The sequence below is a fragment of the Rhizobium sp. 01T437 genome (genome assembly GCF_056398505.1).
Genome location: NZ_JBFTPM010000002.1, coordinates 508,224 through 525,714 on the forward strand (window position 1 = coordinate 508,224; position 17,491 = coordinate 525,714).

Sequence of the window (17,491 nt, forward strand, 5' to 3'; positions counted from 1 at the left end):
CCGAAGGGAACTTCGGAACCGTGCTACAATCTTAGTTCGTTGCTTATAGCAGATCGACACGCGCGATTTCCATAAAATTCTTACCGAAGCTTTCCGCCTCCCGCAGAAGTACCTGCTTTTGAAGGGAAGTTGGATGGAGGCTCACTTCTTCGTCTTGATTTTGCCACCGTGAACATTTAGTGAACACGCTGATGAAGAAATCGCTTAAAGAACGGTTGGTGATCCTCTCCGACGCTGCCAAATATGATGCTTCCTGCGCCTCGAGCGGCACTGTCAAACGGGATTCGGCTGCCTCCGGAGGGCTCGGTTCCACCGAAGGCTCGGGCATATGCCATGCCTACGCGCCGGATGGGCGATGCATCTCACTCTTGAAGATCCTGCTCACCAATTTCTGCATCTATGATTGCGCCTATTGCATCAATCGTTCGTCCAGCAATGTCGAGCGCGCCCGCTTTACGCCGGAAGAGGTGGTCTGGCTGACACTGGAATTCTACCGGCGCAACTATATCGAGGGACTGTTTCTCTCCTCCGGCATCATCCGCTCGTCCGACCATACGATGGAGGAAATGGTGCGCATCGTGCGGGAGTTGCGGGTCACGCATCAATTTCGCGGCTACATCCATCTGAAATCCATTCCGGAGGCCTCTGCGCATCTGATCGAGGAGGCGGGGCTCTATGCCGATCGCCTGTCGCTCAATATCGAGCTGCCGACCGATAGCGGCATCAGCCGTTTTGCGCCCGAGAAGAAGCCGGAGAGCATTCGCCGCTCGATGGGCGATCTCAGGCTGAAGATCGAGGCTGCGGAGGAGCCGACGCTGCAGACCAAGAGGCGCAAGCGCTTCGTGCCGGCCGGCCAGAGTACACAGATGATTGTCGGCGCTGACGGCGCCAATGATGCGACGATCCTGTCGAGCAGCGGCCAGCTTTACAGCAGCTATGGTCTCAAACGCGTCTATTATTCCGCCTTCAGCCCAATTCCGGACAGTTCGAAGAACCTGCCTCTCATCAAGCCGCCGCTGATGCGTGAGCACCGGCTCTATCAGGCCGACTGGCTCTATCGTTTCTACGGGTTCGGCATCGATGAGATCACCGCGACGCAGCAGGGTGGCATGCTGGATCTCAATCTCGATCCCAAGCTTGCCTGGGCGCTCGGCCATCGCGAGGACTTCCCCGTCGATGTCAACCGCGCCGATCGCGAGAGGCTCTTGCGCGTGCCGGGGCTCGGCACCAAGACGGTGAAGGCGATCCTGACTGAGCGGCGGCAACGCCGTCTGCGGCTTGAAGACCTGCCGCGGCTCGGCGTGTCGATCCGCAAGGTGCAGGCCTTCATCACTGCCGAGGGCTGGACGCCGCATCGCCTTGTCGACCGGCCGGACTTGCGCGCGATGTTCGAACCGCAACCCGAACAGTTGTCGTTGCTATGATGCGCCGGGTGGTTCTGGAGGGCAGGGGCAATTTCGAGGAATGGCGCAAGGCCGCTCGCGCCTTTGCCGCAGCCGGGATTCTGCCAGAGGACGTCGACTGGCATGAAAAGAGCAGCGAACCGGGCTTTGCCTTCCAGCGTGACGCCTTGCCGCCCGATCCTCCCGTCAGCGCCAAGCCGATGAGCGTGCCGCCGGCTTTCATGGCGTTAGCCGAGGCAGTGATCTGCTATAGCGATGCCAGGCGTTTTTCGCTGCTTTACAGCCTGCTCTGGCGGCTGCAGGAAAACCGGAACCTGCTGGATCTGGCGTCCGATGAAGAGGTGTCGCGTGCTCTGCTGATGCAGAAGAGCGTGCATCGCGACGCCCACAAGATGACGGCCTTCGTGCGCTTCAAGGAGGTGGCGGCACCTGCCGGCGGGCGGCGGAAATTCATCGCCTGGTTCGAGCCGGATCATTACATCGTCGCGCGCAAGGCGTCCTTCTTCCAGCGCCGCTTCACCGACATGGACTGGCTGATCGCGACGCCGAAGGGTTCGGCTGCCTGGGACGGCAAGCGGCTGACGACAAGCAATGCTGCCTGCGAGAAGCCTGACATCAGTGACGCGACCGATGATCTCTGGCGCATCTATTATGCCAGCATCTTCAATCCGGCGCGGCTGAAGGTGAAGGCCATGCAGGCAGAGATGCCGAAGAAATACTGGAAGAACCTGCCGGAAGCCGATCTCATCCCCGGCCTGATCGCCGAGGCTGAAGCGAAAGTGCTTGCCATGGCCGAGCGCGAGGCCACGATGCCGCTTCCCTATCACAACAGGATCCAGGAGGCGGCCGCCCGCATGCCGGCCCCGCAGATGGCTCCTGCCGGAACGCTGGAGGCATTGCGCGAGGAGGCCGCCGTCTGCAGCCAATGCCCGCTGCATGCGAAGGCGACGCAGACCGTCTTCGGCGAAGGGCCAGATGATGCCGAGATCATGTTCGTTGGTGAGCAACCAGGCGATCAGGAGGATCTCGCAGGTCGACCCTTCGTCGGGCCGGCGGGCAAGGTTTTCGACGAGGCGATCGCACAGGCCGGCATCGATCGGTCGAGGCTTTATGTCACCAATGCCGTCAAGCATTTCAAATACGAGCCGCGCGGCAAGCGGCGCATCCACCAGAAGCCCAATCCGGGCGAAGTGCAGCATTGCCGCTGGTGGCTGAAGCTGGAGCTCGATCTCGTAAAGCCGAAATTGATCGTGGCGATGGGCGCGACGGCGCTCTATTCGCTGACCGGCGAGGAGCAGAAGCTGGAGGATCTGCGCGGGCGCCCGATCGCAATGGAGGAGGGGCGGTTGCTCTTCGTCACGGTGCATCCCTCCTATCTGCTGCGAATTCCGGACGAGGAGAGGAGGGCACAAGAGCTGATCCGCTTCCGGCAAGATATGAATCTGATCAAGGGCCTGGCTGCCTGAGCGCAGAATTCGGTTCAATGCGTCAGGAGACGAAGACCGGATCTTTCGGCAGGTTCGGCGGATTATATCCGGTCACCATGCGCACCCTCACGGATTCATGCAGGTTTGTGCCATCGGGGATGAAACGCCTGTCTTCGCGGGGCAAATAAATCCCTCTTCTGTCGCCGCGCTTGCGCCAGGAGTTTTCCGGCACGCGCCGCGGAATATATTCGAGCAGCTTCCACCCCGCGCTCATTGAGTCGTGCAGCGGCGCGGCCGCATTGAGCTCGACATAGTATTTGTCGCTCTTGCCAAGGACGATACTGTTGATGGTGCGCGAAACGTAGAGCAAGCCTGAGGGGCCTGTTTCGCGGATCATCCAGTCAAGCGGTATCTTGATCTGGGCGCTCTCGGTTTCCGGGTAACCGCCGCCGATATCGCCGTGGACACCGGCAAACCACACCTCCTTAAAGTCCTGTTTTGCGGTTGCGGGCTTGAAGGGATTGCCGCGATAGTCCTGATCCGGCGTCCACAATTCCGGCTGGAACATGGTTCTTCGTTCGTCGATCGCCATGGCATGGCGCACATATTCGACGCTTGGATTCTTGCGGGTGAAAGGATGGGTCTTGAACTGAATGCGCCCTTTGCCCTTTTCGATGACAGAGGCAACCGTATCAAAGAGACCGAGCAGCTTGATCGGCGGGCGGTCGTTGCGCAGCATGCGTTCGTAGAGCCGCATGCTCTTGAAGGCCGATGAGGGATCGCCGCCATCGGCGCGCTGCTCCTGTTCGGGAATGCCCTTGTAGGTTCTGTAAGCGTAGTCGAGCAGGTTCAGGTGATATCTGCTGCACAGCCCAAAGGCATGGATGAAACCTGCGAGAACACGGGCCGTATAGGCGCCGCGGCTGAAGCCGAAAATATAGATGCGGTCCCTCTCGGGATGGCCTCCGTGATCGTCGGGCGTGCCGGCATCGTAATTTTCGACGAGGAAGCGGTAGGCGCCTTTGACGTTTTCATCGAGACCCCAACCAGTGGTAAGGCCCCAGACCTCGATAGACTTGCGGTAGAAGGGCGACCAGGCATCTGCCGCAGCCAGCGTGCCGACGCCGGGGTCGTAATAGACGATCTGTTCGTCGGAGCGCTTCAGCGTTCCGAACAGACGCAAAATATTGGTGCGGTCTGCAGTTATCTCGTTCGACGTGCCGTCGAACAGAATGACGATATTCTTCGACATGCTGCTTCCCCGATACGGCCGGGGAGCAGGCTAACATCAAGTATCCGTGTCTGCAATTTTGGGTCGCAGTTTTGGCAGACCGAGGAGGTGAGGCGAAGAGGCGATGCCTCTTCGCGGGATCAGAAGTAGCTCTGCAGCGGGCGGACTTCGAGATTGCCGGCCTTGAGCGCCTTGATGGCCTGGGCGGCGGCTTCGGCGCCGGCCATCGTGGTGTAGTAGGGCACCTTCTGCATCAGCGTGGCGCGGCGCAGCGACTTCGAATCCGAGATCGCCTTGTTGCCGTCGGTCGTGTTGATGACGAGCTGGACCTGGCGGTTGCGGATGGCGTCCTCGATGTGCGGACGTCCCTCGAGAACCTTGTTGATCTTCGCGGCGGTGATGCCGTTTTCGGCGAGGAAGCGGGCGGTGCCGCCGGTCGCGAGAACCTTGAAGCCCTGTTCGACGAGGATGCGGATCGCCGGCAGAACGCGCGGCTTGTCTTCGTCGCGCACGGAAACGAAGACCGTGCCTTCACGCGGCAGTTCGACGCCGGCGCCGAGCTGCGACTTGGCGAAGGCCAGCGCGAAATCCGTATCGAGGCCGATGACTTCTCCGGTCGAGCGCATTTCCGGTCCGAGCAGCGTGTCGACGCCCGGGAAACGGGCGAAGGGGAAGACGGCTTCCTTGACGGCGATGTGCTTCAGCGCACGCGGATCGGGCTTCTCGCCGTAAGCCGCAAAGGTCGCATCCAGCTTCTCGCCGGCCATGACGCGGGCGGCGATCTTGGCGATCGGCGCGCCGATGGTCTTGGCGACGAAAGGCACCGTGCGCGAAGCGCGCGGATTGACTTCGAGCACGTAGACCGTGCCATCCTTGATGGCGAACTGGACGTTCATCAGGCCGCCGACATTGAGAGCCTTTGCCATGGCTTTCGCCTGGCGCTCCAGCTCGTCGAGCATCTCGCGCGAAAGTGTGCGCGGCGGCAGCGAGCAGGCGCTATCGCCGGAATGGATGCCGGCTTCCTCGATATGCTCCATGATGCCGGCGACGTAGACGTCTGTGCCGTCGGATAGGCAATCGACGTCCACCTCTATGGCGTGGCTGAGATAGCTGTCGAACAGCAGCGGGTTCTTGCCGAGCAGGGTGTTGATCTGGCCGGTCTTGTCGTTCGGGTAGCGCTGCTTGATATCCTCCGGCACCAGTTCCGGAACGGTATCGAGCAAGTACGTCTGCAACTGGCCTTCGGAATGCAGGATCTGCATGGCGCGGCCGCCAAGTACGTAGGATGGGCGCACGACCAGCGGGAAGCCGATTTCGGCGGCGACGAGGCGGGCCTGCTCGACCGAGTAGGCGATGCCATTGTTCGGCTGATTGAGATCGAGCTTCATCAGAAGCTTCTGGAAACGGTCGCGGTCTTCGGCAAGGTCGATCATATCAGGCGCGGTGCCGAGGATCGGGATGCCGTTCTTTTCGAGCGCTTCGGCGAGCTTCAGCGGGGTCTGGCCGCCGAACTGGACGATGACGCCGACCACTTCGCCCTTTTCCTGCTCTGCGCGCAGGATTTCGATCACGTCTTCGGCCGTCAGCGGCTCGAAATAGAGGCGATCGGAGGTGTCGTAGTCGGTTGAAACCGTTTCCGGGTTACAGTTGATCATGATCGCTTCATAGCCGGCATCCTTCAGCGCGAAGGCGGCGTGGCAGCAGCAATAGTCGAATTCGATGCCCTGACCGATACGGTTCGGACCACCGCCGAGGATGACGACCTTCTTGCGGTCAGACACCAGAGCCTCGGAGCGGGCAGCACCGACAAAGGGCGTCTCATAGGTCGAGTACATGTAGGCGGTCGGCGAGGCGAATTCGGCAGCACAGGTGTCGATGCGCTTGAAGACGGGGCGAACGTTCAGGCTGTTGCGCAGCTCGGCCACTTCCTTCGGGCGCTTGCCGGTCAGGGTGGCGAGGCGGGCGTCGGAGAAGCCCATGGCCTTCAGCATGCGCAGGTTGGTCTCATCGGTCGGCAGGCCATGCTCGCGGATGCGGGCTTCCATATCGACGATATTCTTAAGTTGGGCGAGGAACCAGGGATCGATCTTGCAGCCTTCGTGGACCTCTTCGATGCTGAGGCCCATGCGCAGCGCCTGGGCGACCATGCGCAGGCGGTCCGGCGTCGGCGTGCCGATCGCAGCGCGGATGGCGTTGTGGCTGGATTCGCCTTCTTCGGAGTCCGGGATCTCGATTTCGTCGAGGCCGGTCAGGCCGGTTTCGAGGCCACGCAGCGCTTTCTGCAGCGATTCGGCAAAAGTGCGGCCGATCGCCATGACTTCGCCGACAGACTTCATGGCGGTCGTCAGGACCGGCGAGGCGCCGGGGAATTTCTCGAAGGCGAAACGCGGGATCTTGGTGACGACATAGTCGATCGACGGCTCAAACGAAGCTGGTGTCGCGCCGCCGGTAATGTCGTTTTCGAGTTCGTCGAGCGTGTAACCGATCGCGAGCTTGGCGGCGACCTTGGCGATCGGGAAGCCGGTGGCCTTGGAAGCAAGCGCCGAGGAACGCGAGACGCGCGGGTTCATTTCGATGACGACGAGGCGGCCGTCCTTCGGGTTGACGGCGAACTGTACGTTCGAGCCGCCGGTCTCGACGCCGATCTCGCGGAGCACCGCGATCGAGGCGTTGCGCATCATCTGGTATTCCTTGTCCGTCAGCGTCAGCGCCGGAGCAACCGTGATCGAGTCGCCGGTGTGGACACCCATCGGATCGATGTTTTCGATGGAGCAGATGATGATGCAGTTATCCGCCTTGTCGCGGACGACCTCCATCTCATATTCCTTCCAGCCGAGGACGGATTCTTCGACGAGGACTTCGGTGGTCGGCGATGCATCGAGGCCGCCGCCGACGATTTCGAAGAATTCCGAGCGGTTATAGGCAATGCCGCCGCCGGTGCCGCCGAGCGTGAAGGACGGACGGATGATGGCGGGCAGGCCGACATGGTCGATCGCCTGGGCGGCAATCGCCATGGCATGGCTCATGTAGCGCTGCTTGCGGTCGCTCTCGCCGAGGTTCCACTGGTTTTCCAGTTCGTCGAGCGCCTTGTCGAGCGCGGAGCCGGAGAGGCTTTCGCGCAGCTTGGTGCGCTCGGCCTCGTGCGTCTTGCGGTCGGTATCCTTGATGTCGGTGGCGTTTGCCAGCATCGAGCGCGGCGTTTCAAGGCCGATGCGTGCCATTGCCTCGCGGAACAGCGCGCGGTCCTCGGCCATGTCGATGGCGGCAGGCTTTGCACCGATCATCTCGACATTGTATCGGTCGAGCACGCCCATGCGCTTCAGGGAAAGCGCGGTGTTCAATGCCGTCTGGCCGCCCATGGTCGGCAGCAGCGCGTCCGGGCGCTCCTTGGCGATGATCTTGGCGACGACTTCCGGCGTGATCGGCTCGACATAGGTCGCATCGGCGAGCCCCGGATCGGTCATGATCGTTGCCGGGTTGGAGTTGACGAGGATGACGCGGTAGCCTTCCTCTTTCAGCGCCTTGCAGGCCTGGGTGCCGGAATAGTCGAATTCGCATGCCTGGCCGATGACGATTGGTCCCGCGCCGATGATGAGGATCGATTTGATGTCTTGGCGCTTCGGCATGGGCGATATCCATTTTCTAGCTGCGCAAAAAGCCGGCCAGGGTGGGAGGTCACCGGGTCGGGTCGCGCATTGAGGGTCTTTTCAGGCTAGAAGCGGCTTATAGGCAAATGTTTTTGCAAACGGAACCCCATAAATCATGGAATCGACAGGAATTCGGACCGGCCTTTGGAAGCCTATTGCCCGGTGGGCACGACGAGTGTGCGAATCTCGCCGCCAAGCGCCGGATTGGCGATGGCTTCGGGTGCCTGTTCAAGCGTGATCCGGCGCGAAATCAGCTGCTCGACCTTGATCGCGCCCGAGGCGATGAGATCGGCCGCGCGCCCGTGCGTGAAAGGGTTGAGGAAAGAGCTGACGAGGTTCACTTCGCGAAACAGCAGGTCGAAGGGTTCGATCTCTATCTTTGCGCCTTGCGGCATGACGCCGAGGATGATGGCCGTGCCGCCGCGTCTTGCGAGCTTGGGAGCCTGCGTCATCGTTTCCGGCACGCCGGCGCATTCAAAGACGACATCGGCGCCGCCCGGCAGCAATCCGTCATCGCCGGTAGTGCCGGTAATGCCGGTGACGGCATCCGCCTGTGACGGATCGAAGGTCAACGTCGCGCCAAGCCTTTCGGCAAGTGCACGTTTCTCGGCATTGCGGGTGACCAGAAGAATGCGTGTCGCACCGGCGAGCCGGGCAAGCTGGATGATGAGCAGGCCGATCACGCCGCCGCCAAGCACGATCACGGAAGCGCCTGTCTTGATGTTGGCGAGATCGACGCCGTGCAGGCAACAGGCGAGCGGCTCGCAAAAGGCGCCGTGCAGGGGGTCGAGGGCAAGCGGCAGGGCGAAGGCCTGTTTCTGTGGAAGGATGACATAATCGGCAAAACCGCCGTCTCTATGGATCCCGATCGCCTGCAGGTGCCGGCAGAGATTGACCCGGCCGTTGTGGCATTCCTCGCAGCGGCCGCAGGCGATATTGGGATCGCCGGTCACGCGCATGTCGGGTTGGAAGCCTGTGACCTTGGGGCCGACCGCTTCGATGATGCCGGCGAATTCGTGGCCGAGGGTCACCGGTGGATGGGAGGGGAACTCGCCGAGGAAAAGATGGCGGTCGGTGCCGCAGATGCCGCAGGCTTCGACGCGCACCAAGAGGTCACCCGGTCCGGGAACGGGCTTTTCGACCTCGCGCAGAAACAGCTTTCCGGTCGCTTCCAGGCGCACGGCTTTCATTGGCATTCTCCTCCCTGTCTCCTGCTCATCAGGAAGCGGGAAAGCAGGAGTCGCGTCAAGCATTTGCCGGCATTTCTTCAGCCGAAGCGTCGGCGGGCTTCCTCGGTAAAACTCCGGCTGACTGGGATCTGCGTGCCGTCGCGGGTGAGGATGAAGATCTTGCCGTTGTCGCGTTTCAGGGATTCGACATGGGTATCGGCCACCCAATGCGACCTGTGCACCTGAAGCCCAGGCGTTCCGCCGATCTCGCGCAACGCATCGGAAAAGCGCAGGAGCACCAGTTCGCGGCCGCGGCTAGTGACCACTTCTGTATAATGGTCCTGCACGGAGAGGCGCAGCAGGGCGCCGCGGTTCTGCGGCTTCAGCCGGTCGAGGATCGAGGTCGCCGGAGGTGTTTGCGCGGTTGCCTGCTCGATCTGGCGATGCATGGCGAGGTAGGTCAGAAAGCAGAAGAGGGCGCAGAGCGGCAGCGCGAAGAGCGCCCTTACGAAGCTGCCGCCAAGCGTGGCCGGATTGCCGCTGAAGGCATAGTCGACAAGGCCGATCGCAAAGCCGATCGGCAGGGCGGCGACCAGTGAGCCGATCATCATGCGCCAGAACATGCGGTTCAGCACCTTGCGCAGCAGCGCATCGGCAAGAACCGAAAACAGGATGGCGATCGACCAGGCGACGGCGTGCAGGATCAGCCAGTAGGCGAAGCGCTCGCCGGCTGCCATGCTTTCCATCGTGCCATAGGGGCCGGTGATCGCGAAGATCAGAACGATGGCGAGGAAGGTTCCCCAGAAGCGCGGTGCGCGCCAGAAGACCTGCAATTCGCGAAGCGTGGATTGCAAGGATGGGTGATCCACGAAGTTTTCCCGCCGTCTACGCCATGTTTGTTGAGAGGAGTGCAGTCATGCCGGAAACAGGGGACGAATTCAACCGGAGCCGCTCATGACCCTGGAACCTCTGCTTAATGCCCCTATTGCCATTCAGATCCACGTTACCGCGGTGGTGCCGGCGGCGATCCTCGGCGCCTATCTGCTCGCATGGCCGAAGGGCACGCCACGGCACCGTCTGCTTGGCAAGATCTGGATGGTGTTGATGGTGGTGACGGCCCTGTCGAGCTTCTTCATCCACCAGATCAATCTCGTCTATGGCTTCAGCCCAATCCATCTTCTTTCTGTCCTCGTGCTCGCCGGAAGCTGGCGGGCGATTCTTGCCGCGCGGCGGCATGATATCCGTACACATCGGCGGATCGTATCGGGCATGTATTTCGGCGGCATCGTCGTTGCCGGCCTTGCTACACTGCTGCCGGGCCGGCTGATGCATGCGGTCACATTCTCCGGCAATAGCTGGCTGGCCCTGGCGCTGCTCGGGCTGGTCACCGCTGCGATCGGCGCTGCCATCGGGTTTCGTCCACGCCGCAGCCGGGTTGCGTGAGGAAGCGGCTGGAATTCGTCCTCGCGGCGGATATATAACTGACTCCTGAGAGCATGCATGGGCGCATCGCCGGGGAGATCGAACATGGAATGGAAAGGCCGGCGTCAGTCCGACAATATCGAGGATCGCCGTAGCGATCCATCCGGTGGCATGGGACGCAATCCATTCGGCCGCGGTGGCGGCTTCAGCTTTCCATCAGGTGGCGGCGTTGGCCGTCGTGGTGGCGGGCTCAGCATTGGCACGATCATCTTTCTCGTCGTCATCTACCTGATCTTCAAGGCGATGGGCATCGACCTGATGCAGGTGATGGATGGCGGCGGCTCGACGGGCGGGGGCGGCTACACGCAGAGCGAATCCTCCTCGCAGGCTCCAGCCAATGACGAGATGACCGCCTTCGTGCGCACTGTTCTCGCCGAAACCGAAGATACCTGGCACGGCATCTTCCAGTCGCAGGGCAAGGATTACGAGGAGCCGCGGCTCGTGCTCTTCTCCGGCCAGACCCAGTCGGCCTGTGGATTTGCCTCGGCTGCCACCGGTCCGTTTTACTGCCCCGGTGATCACAAAGTTTATCTCGACACGGCCTTCTTCCAACAGCTTTCCGACCAGTTCGGCGCATCCGGCGATTTCGCCGAAGCCTATGTGGTCGCCCACGAGGTCGGCCATCATGTGCAGAACCTGCTCGGCATCCTGCCGAAGTTCAATCAGGCGCGCCAGAGCATGAGCGAGGCTGATGCCAACAAGATGTCGGTCCGCGTCGAACTGCASGCAGATTGCTTTGCCGGCATCTGGGGCAAATATACGCAGCAGAAAGGCATTCTCGACGCTGGCGATCTGGAAGAGGCGCTCAATGCCGCCCAGCAGATCGGCGACGATACGCTGCAGAAGCGTTCGCAGGGCTATGTCGTGCCTGAGAGTTTCAATCACGGCACGTCGGCGCAGCGCATGCGCTGGTTCAAGCGCGGCTTCGACAGCGGACAGCTTTCGGCCTGCGATACTTTCGCCAACCCAATCTGATCAGGATATTCGGCACCCAGCCCGAAGGCAGGGTGCCGGTACGCCGGGCAGCTTACTTTTCGCTGTCCATGTGCTTGAGCTGGGCTTCTGGATAACGGGCGCCCTTGGCCGCCCCCTTAGGCACGACGCGTTCGATGGCGGAGAGATCGTCTGCGGTGAGCTTCACCGCGCGGGAGCCGAGCGCTTCCGTCAGCCGGTCGCGGCGGCGGGCGCCGACCAGCGGTAGGATATCCTTGCCCTGTGCCGCTACCCAGGCGATCGCGACTTGTGCGACCGAGGCGCCCTTGAGGGTGGCGATCTTTCTGAGTTCTTCCACCAAAGCAAGGTTCTCGTCGATATTGCCTTCCTGAAAGCGGGGGCTGACGGCCCGAAAATCGCCTTGCCCGTGCTGGCCCTTCTGCCAGTGGCCGCTGATGAGGCCGCGCGACAGCACGCCATAGGCGGTGATGGAAATGCCGAGCTCGCGGGTCACAGGCAGGATCTCATCTTCGATGCCGCGGGAGATCAGCGAATATTCGATCTGCAGGTCGGCAATCGGTGCGACGGCAGCGGCCCTGCGGATCGTATCGGCGCCGACTTCGGAGAGGCCGACATGACGGACGTAACCGGCCTTGATGAGATCTGATATCGCGCCGACCGTGTCCTCGATCGGCACATTCGGATCGAGACGGGCAGGGCGATAGATGTCGATATAATCGACGCCAAGGCGCTGCAGCGTATAGGCAAGGAAGTTCTTCACGGCGATCGGGCGGGCGTCGTAGCCGTTCCAGCCATTGGAGGGATCACGCAACGCGCCGAACTTGACGCTGATGATGGCGTCTTCGCGCTTGCGGCCCTTGAGCGCCTCACCGATCAGCATTTCATTATGGCCCATGCCATAGAAGTCGCCTGTGTCGAGCAGGTTGACGCCGGCATCGAGTGCTGCGTGGATGGTCGCAATGCTTTCAGCGCGATCAGACGGGCCGTACATGCCCGACATGCCCATGCAGCCGAGGCCGATAGCCGAGACTTCTGGACCGGTCTTTCCCAAACGATAGGTCTGCATTTTCTTCTCCTTCAGCAGCGCCCCGATGGCGTCTTCGGATGCGGTTTTACCGCAACCGAATTTGTGCGATAATCCGGATAATCTCGAACGGGCCGTACGGGAAAATGCACAATGGATGACCTTCCCCTCAGTGATCTGGATGCCTTTGCCGCAATTGCAAGAGAGCGCAGCTTCCGCTCCGCAGCCCGCAAGCGTGGGGTTTCTGCGTCATCGCTGAGCGATTCCCTGCGGCGTCTCGAAGAGCGGCTCGGTGTCAGGCTTCTCAATCGTACGACGCGCTCCGTGACGCCGACGGCGGCGGGCCAGCGATTGCTCGAGAGGCTTTCGCCGGCGCTTTCGGAAGTGGCCGCCGCGCTCGGGCAGCTTGATAATTTTCGCAACAGTCCGGCAGGCACGCTCAGGCTCAACGTGCCTAGTATCGTTGTGAAGCTTTTCATGGCCGATCTCGCCGCACGGTTTCTGGCGCTTTACCCGCAGATCACGCTGGAGATCATTGCCGACGATAATTTCATCGACGTGCTGGCCGCCGGTTTCGATGCCGGTATTCGCTATGACGAGAGGCTGGAGCGCGACATGATCGCCGTGCCGATCGGGCCGCGCCGGCAGCGCTATATGACGGTGGCCGCTCCCTCCTATCTGGAAAAGCGGGGCACGCCACAGCATCCGCGGGATCTGCTGGAGCATGGCTGCATCCGCCATCGCTTCATCAGTGGCGCTTCGCTTGCCTGGGAATTCGAACGGGGTGACGAAGTGCTGGTGATTACGCCATCCGGCCCCATCATCGCTAATGCTGTGGAGATGGAGATCGAGGCCGCACTTGCCGGTCTTGGCGTCATCCGTACCTTTGAAGAACTGCTTGGGTCGGGCATTGCGGAGGGCCGGCTGGTGCCGATCTTAAGCGAGTGGGATAGCGAATTTTCCGGCCCGTTTCTCTATTATCCGAGCCGCCACCACATGCCCGCGCCATTGCGGGCTTTTGTCGATTTTGTGCGGATGGAGCAGCGAAAGAGCGCGTGAGCCATCTGTTTTGGCGGCCTCTCCATCAAAAACATTGAAATGTTCACGTATTGTTTCGGCCATTTCAATCGGCTATGTCATATATCCGGCGACGAGATCGTCTTTCCAGAAAATCTCAGCTGTAGAGATGTCTTATGCTTGATCCGAAATTCGTTCGCCGCGGCCTTTTCCTGGTCTTCATCATTCTCTTTCTGGACGTTATCGGCATTGCCATCATCATGCCGGTGCTGCCTGTTTATCTGGAGCAGTTGACGGGCGGCACGGTCAGCGATGCAGCTGTCGATGGCGGCTGGCTGATGCTGATCTACTCGCTGATGCAATTCCTGTTTGCGCCGCTGCTCGGAAACTTGAGCGACCGTTTCGGGCGCCGTCCGATCCTGCTGCTCTCGGTGCTGACCTTCGCGTTCGACAATTTCATCTGCGCCATCGCCACCAGTTACTGGATGCTCTTCGTCGGCAGAGTGCTCGCAGGCATCAGCGGTGGCAGTTTCGCCACCTGCTCGGCCTATATCGCCGACATCAGCAATGAGGAGAACCGCGCCAAGAATTTCGGCCTGATCGGTATCGCCTTCGGCGTCGGTTTCACGGTCGGCCCCGTCATCGGCGGCTTCCTTGGCGAGTTCGGGCCGCGCGTACCGTTCTTCGGTGCAGCTGCGCTTTCCTTCATCAATTTTGTCGCCGCCTGTTTCCTGCTGCCGGAAACGCTCGAAGCGAAGAACCGCCGCACCTTCGAATGGAAGCGCGCAAACCCACTCGGCGCTTTGCGGCAGATGCGGCACTATCCCGGCATCGGTTGGGTTTGCCTCGTGATGTTCCTGTTTTTCCTCGCGCATGCCGTCTATCCCTCGGTCTGGCCCTTCGTTTCGACCTTCCGCTACGGCTGGAGCGAAGGGCAGATCGGCCTGTCCCTCGGCCTCTACGGGATCGGCGCCGCTGTGGTCATGGGACTCGTTTTGCCGCGTGTCGTGCCTGTTCTCGGTGAATGGAAGACGGCGCTGCTCGGCCTGTGTTTCTCGATGGCCGCCCTCACAGGTTATGCTTTCGCCTGGGAGGGCTGGGTCGTCTATACCGTGATCGTACTGACGGTCATGGAGAATGTTGCCGATCCGCCGCTGCGCAGCATTGCCGCCGGTAAGGTGCCGCCCTCGGCACAGGGCGAGCTGCAGGGCGCGCTCACCAGCATCGGCAGTATCACGACGATCATCGGCCCGCTGATCTTCACACAGATGTTCGGCTATTTCACCAAGCCGGATGCGCCGATCACCTTTGCCGGCGCGCCTTATCTGCTGGCGGCTTTGTTCATCCTCCTTGCTGCGGTTGTATTCCTGACGCGGGTGACGACATCGAAAGCTCCGGCACAAGCCTTCAACGCGGCGGAGTGATCCATCAAAAACAATGAAGCTGTGATGAATTTTTCAGCATCTGCTTGTTTTGGGGGTGGTTCTTTGCGCCGCTTTGCTCTAAGCCGACGTGATATTTTGCCGCACTGCGGCCCTTAACGATTCAATCTCAGGAATAGTGTCATGGACACGCCGATCGACGTGCGCGCCATTGCGCCTGCAAACGACAACCGCTGGTCTGCGCATTTTCGCGCCACGCTGATGCTCGGCGTGCCGCTGATCGGCGCCCAGCTCGCGCAATTCGGCATCGGCATGACCGATGTGATGATCGTTGGCCAGCTTGGAGCCGAGCATCTTGCCGCCATGGTGCTTTCCGCGCAGTTCCTTTTCACGATCCTGATTTTCGGTTCTGGCTTTGCGATTGCCGTCATCCCGATGGTGGCCCAGGCCTATGGCCGCGGCGATGTCGTGAGCGTGCGCCGTTCGCTGCGCATGGGTATCTGGGTTGTCATCTGCTACTGGCTGCTGATGCAGCCGGCCTTCTACAATTCCGAGACGATCCTGCGGTACTTCGGGCAGAAGCCCGAAGTGGCAAAGCTTGCCCACGGCTATATCATCATCGGTCAATTCGGTGTGCTGCCAGGTCTGCTCTATAATGTCATGCGCGGGCTCGTCAGCGCCATCGGCAAGGCCGGCGTCATCCTCCAGGTCACCATCGCCATGCTGGTGCTGAATGCGATCGGCGCCTACATCCTTGTGCTCGGCCATTTCGGTTTCCCGGTCATGGGGCTGGAAGGGGCCGCAATCGTGTCCGTTGCGGTGCAGGCCGCGGGTTTCCTCTTCATCCTCTCCTATGTACAGGGCAGGGAGGAGACGCGGCGTTATGAGATTTTCGTGCGCTTCTGGAAGCCGGACTGGCATGCCTTTTTCGAAGTCATACGCCTTGGCCTGCCGATCAGCATCACCATCCTCGCCGAAGTGAGCCTCTTCACGGCAGCCTCGCTACTGATGGGGCATATCGGCACGATCGAGCTTGCTGCGCATGGCATCGCTCTGCAATGGGCGTCGATGGCTTTCATGATCCCGCTCGGTCTCGGCCAGGCGGCAACGGTGCGGGTCGGTGTCGCGCACGGGCAGGGCGATTATGCCGGGCTGGTACGCGCGGCGATCACGGTGCTGATCATCGCCAGCATCGCTGCGATCATCGGCAGCATCATCTTTGCGACCGTGCCGCAGCTTCTCGCGCGCCTGTTCCTCGATGTCAGCCTGCCGGAAGCGCCTGAGGTGCTGGCCTATGCCGGTCCGCTGATCGTCGTTGCCGGTCTCTTCCAGTTCGTCGATGGCGTGCAGGCGATCGCCAGCGGCCTGCTGCGCGGGCTGAAGGATGCGCGCGTGCCGATGATCCTGGCGCTGATTGCCTACTGGCCGATCGGCTTCTTCCTGGCCTGGGCCTTTGCCTTCCCGCTCGGTCTCGGCGGTCTCGGCATCTGGTTAGGCTTTCTCGTCGGGCTTGCGGCCGCGGCCGCCATGCTCTGCACGCGCTTCTATATTCTCGTTCGTCGGGAAGGGGCTGCGGCCGGCGCCTGAGCCGGCCGTCCCAGTATCAGGCGGCCACGGGCTTGTAGCTGGCGATATCGGCGCGGATGCCGAGGCGCGCAAACATTTCCTGCGGATCGAAATTGGCCGCCTTGTGGGCTGCGGCAACGACTGCCCGCACGCGTTCGACGACATCGGCGCTTTCCCATTCGGCGACCGTCACGAAATTGAATTCGCCGGGGCCGGCAACCTGTTCCAGCACCGTATGATTGATGAAGCCGTCCTGTGCCTCCAGCACCTTATGGGTCATCATCACATTGACGAGAAATTCCTCGCGCGCCGCAGCCGGCACGACGAATTTGTCTATCCTGTAGAAAGCTCCGCTCATCCAGTCTTCTCCTGCATCTGATGTGTTGCAGGCAGTTCTGTAATTCCTCAAGTTAAGTTGAGGTCAATATGCCGGCAAAGAAAAAAGGCCCGCCTGAGCGGATCAATCGTGGCGCGGACGCCAGATGCAAAACAACGTCAGCGACGTTTACGGTGTCCAATGTTATGAAACGTGGCGGGTCGCCCAGGAGCCTATCCGGCGGGACATCATAATCTCATCCATCTCCATGCCGTCGTGGAGAAACGCGCTCGGAATCCGGCCTATTTCGACAAAACCTTCGCGTTCGTAGAACCGGCGTGCCGCGGGATTTTCGGCGCTAACCGCCAGTTCGATCTGCCTGATCCCGTGGGCATCTGCATGCTTCGTCACTTGCTCCAGAAGTTTAAGAGCAAGGCCGGTTCCGCGCAGGCTGGCACGCACATAGACCATTATGAGCGTTGCCCGGTGCGCCATCTTGCTTGGCTTTTGCGACATCAGCCCCATGATCGCGACTGGTTCATCATCCTGAAAGGCGACGAAGACAGGCATTTCAATCAACCGGCTGCGCCATTCATCAAGAGACAGTATCTCCCAATCTTCTGAGCGGCTGGCGAATGCGGCGGGGTCCGAACGCAAGGCTTCAAGTCGAATTTTCTTGAAGACCTCGGCATCCTCTGGTTTCAGCAGTTTGATAATTCCGTCAGACATACCACCGCTCCAAAGCCACGAGACGGGTTAGCACTGTGTCTATGAAGTATTTTCAGCAGGCAATATCTTGATGAAGACGACCCCCTCGATGAGGGAGGAGATCGTGATTTTTAATCAAAAAGGGCTGGGCTACGAAGCGGCGTT

At 60.9% G+C, this 17,491-nt stretch carries 14 protein-coding genes; 7 read left to right on the plus strand and 7 right to left on the minus strand.

Translation table 11 applies throughout. From position 1 onward, the window contains the following. Window positions 1-191 precede the first annotated feature (191 nt). Both AC1DM5_RS05960 and AC1DM5_RS05965 read left to right on the plus strand, forming a co-directional pair. Window positions 192-1,424 (plus strand): putative DNA modification/repair radical SAM protein, encoded by a 1,233-nt coding sequence (locus AC1DM5_RS05960; RefSeq protein WP_477974734.1) that lies wholly within the window; start codon window positions 192-194, stop codon window positions 1,422-1,424. Further along, entirely contained in the window at window positions 1,424-2,869 is a 1,446-nt protein-coding gene (locus AC1DM5_RS05965; protein ID WP_477974736.1) for a UdgX family uracil-DNA binding protein, read from the plus strand. Before AC1DM5_RS05960 ends, AC1DM5_RS05965 begins: the two co-directional genes overlap by 1 nt. Window positions 2,870-2,891: 22 nt before the next feature. Here the strand turns inward: AC1DM5_RS05965 and AC1DM5_RS05970 are convergent, their stop codons facing one another. The 4 genes from AC1DM5_RS05970 to AC1DM5_RS05985 all read right to left on the minus strand — a co-directional run bounded on the left by AC1DM5_RS05970 (window position 2,892) and on the right by AC1DM5_RS05985 (window position 9,746). Next, a complete protein-coding gene (locus tag AC1DM5_RS05970; RefSeq protein ID WP_477820615.1) occupies window positions 2,892-4,082 on the minus strand; it encodes a T6SS phospholipase effector Tle1-like catalytic domain-containing protein in 1,191 nt (396 codons plus the stop codon). A 119-nt stretch (window positions 4,083-4,201) separates the two neighbouring features. Then, window positions 4,202-7,687, minus strand: a complete 3,486-nt coding sequence (carB, locus tag AC1DM5_RS05975; protein WP_477974738.1) for a carbamoyl-phosphate synthase large subunit — start codon at window positions 7,685-7,687, stop codon at window positions 4,202-4,204. Window positions 7,688-7,860: 173 nt separating this feature from the next. Beyond that, a complete protein-coding gene (locus AC1DM5_RS05980) occupies window positions 7,861-8,898 on the minus strand; it encodes a zinc-dependent alcohol dehydrogenase family protein (protein WP_477820613.1) in 1,038 nt (345 codons plus the stop codon). A 77-nt stretch (window positions 8,899-8,975) separates the two neighbouring features. Further along, window positions 8,976-9,746, minus strand: coding sequence for a LytTR family DNA-binding domain-containing protein (locus AC1DM5_RS05985; protein ID WP_477820612.1), 771 nt, complete (start codon window positions 9,744-9,746; stop codon window positions 8,976-8,978). An 85-nt stretch (window positions 9,747-9,831) separates the two neighbouring features. Between AC1DM5_RS05985 and AC1DM5_RS05990 the strand changes: the two genes are divergently transcribed. Beyond that, window positions 9,832-10,320 (plus strand): DUF2306 domain-containing protein, encoded by a 489-nt coding sequence (locus AC1DM5_RS05990; RefSeq protein WP_477820611.1) that lies wholly within the window; start codon window positions 9,832-9,834, stop codon window positions 10,318-10,320. A gap of 84 nt (window positions 10,321-10,404) precedes the next feature. After that, complete coding sequence (gene ypfJ, locus AC1DM5_RS05995) at window positions 10,405-11,334, plus strand: KPN_02809 family neutral zinc metallopeptidase (protein WP_477974740.1); 930 nt, start codon at window positions 10,405-10,407, stop codon at window positions 11,332-11,334. Window positions 11,335-11,386: 52 nt separating this feature from the next. Here ypfJ and AC1DM5_RS06000 read toward each other — a convergent pair whose 3' ends face one another. Beyond that, complete coding sequence (locus AC1DM5_RS06000; protein ID WP_477820609.1) at window positions 11,387-12,379, minus strand: aldo/keto reductase; 993 nt, start codon at window positions 12,377-12,379, stop codon at window positions 11,387-11,389. A gap of 111 nt (window positions 12,380-12,490) precedes the next feature. Between AC1DM5_RS06000 and AC1DM5_RS06005 the strand changes: the two genes are divergently transcribed. The 3 genes from AC1DM5_RS06005 to AC1DM5_RS06015 all read left to right on the plus strand — a co-directional run bounded on the left by AC1DM5_RS06005 (window position 12,491) and on the right by AC1DM5_RS06015 (window position 16,323). Then, window positions 12,491-13,396, plus strand: coding sequence for a LysR family transcriptional regulator (locus AC1DM5_RS06005; RefSeq protein WP_477820608.1), 906 nt, complete (start codon window positions 12,491-12,493; stop codon window positions 13,394-13,396). 134 nt (window positions 13,397-13,530) lie between these two features. After that, the gene (locus tag AC1DM5_RS06010; protein WP_477820607.1) at window positions 13,531-14,778 is read left to right on the plus strand and encodes a TCR/Tet family MFS transporter; all 1,248 of its coding nucleotides are present in this window, start codon (window positions 13,531-13,533) and stop codon (window positions 14,776-14,778) included. A gap of 141 nt (window positions 14,779-14,919) precedes the next feature. Then, entirely contained in the window at window positions 14,920-16,323 is a 1,404-nt protein-coding gene (locus AC1DM5_RS06015) for an MATE family efflux transporter (protein ID WP_477820606.1), read from the plus strand. A gap of 16 nt (window positions 16,324-16,339) precedes the next feature. Here AC1DM5_RS06015 and AC1DM5_RS06020 read toward each other — a convergent pair whose 3' ends face one another. Beyond that, a complete protein-coding gene (locus AC1DM5_RS06020; protein WP_007824261.1) occupies window positions 16,340-16,660 on the minus strand; it encodes a hypothetical protein in 321 nt (106 codons plus the stop codon). A 162-nt stretch (window positions 16,661-16,822) separates the two neighbouring features. Further along, window positions 16,823-17,347: an N-acetyltransferase family protein gene (locus AC1DM5_RS06025; protein ID WP_477820605.1), complete on the minus strand. Its 525-nt coding sequence runs from the start codon at window positions 17,345-17,347 to the stop codon at window positions 16,823-16,825. Between the last annotated feature and the right edge of the window lie 144 nt (window positions 17,348-17,491).

Excerpts from the sequence above, each read along its gene's own strand:
- AC1DM5_RS05960 (WP_477974734.1), top strand. The coding sequence starts at position 192 with ATGAAGAAATCGCTTAAAGAACGGTTGGTGATCCTCTCCGACGCTGCC.
- AC1DM5_RS05965 (WP_477974736.1), top strand. The coding sequence starts at position 1,424 with ATGCGCCGGGTGGTTCTGGAGGGCAGGGGCAATTTCGAGGAATGGCGC.
- AC1DM5_RS05970 (WP_477820615.1), bottom strand. The coding sequence starts at position 4,082 with ATGTCGAAGAATATCGTCATTCTGTTCGACGGCACGTCGAACGAGATA.
- carB (WP_477974738.1), bottom strand. The coding sequence starts at position 7,687 with ATGCCGAAGCGCCAAGACATCAAATCGATCCTCATCATCGGCGCGGGA.
- AC1DM5_RS05980 (WP_477820613.1), bottom strand. The coding sequence starts at position 8,898 with ATGAAAGCCGTGCGCCTGGAAGCGACCGGAAAGCTGTTTCTGCGCGAG.
- AC1DM5_RS05990 (WP_477820611.1), top strand. The coding sequence starts at position 9,832 with ATGACCCTGGAACCTCTGCTTAATGCCCCTATTGCCATTCAGATCCAC.
- AC1DM5_RS06000 (WP_477820609.1), bottom strand. The coding sequence starts at position 12,379 with ATGCAGACCTATCGTTTGGGAAAGACCGGTCCAGAAGTCTCGGCTATC.
- AC1DM5_RS06005 (WP_477820608.1), top strand. The coding sequence starts at position 12,491 with ATGGATGACCTTCCCCTCAGTGATCTGGATGCCTTTGCCGCAATTGCA.
- AC1DM5_RS06010 (WP_477820607.1), top strand. The coding sequence starts at position 13,531 with ATGCTTGATCCGAAATTCGTTCGCCGCGGCCTTTTCCTGGTCTTCATC.
- AC1DM5_RS06015 (WP_477820606.1), top strand. The coding sequence starts at position 14,920 with ATGGACACGCCGATCGACGTGCGCGCCATTGCGCCTGCAAACGACAAC.
- AC1DM5_RS06020 (WP_007824261.1), bottom strand. The coding sequence starts at position 16,660 with ATGAGCGGAGCTTTCTACAGGATAGACAAATTCGTCGTGCCGGCTGCG.
- AC1DM5_RS06025 (WP_477820605.1), bottom strand. The coding sequence starts at position 17,347 with ATGTCTGACGGAATTATCAAACTGCTGAAACCAGAGGATGCCGAGGTC.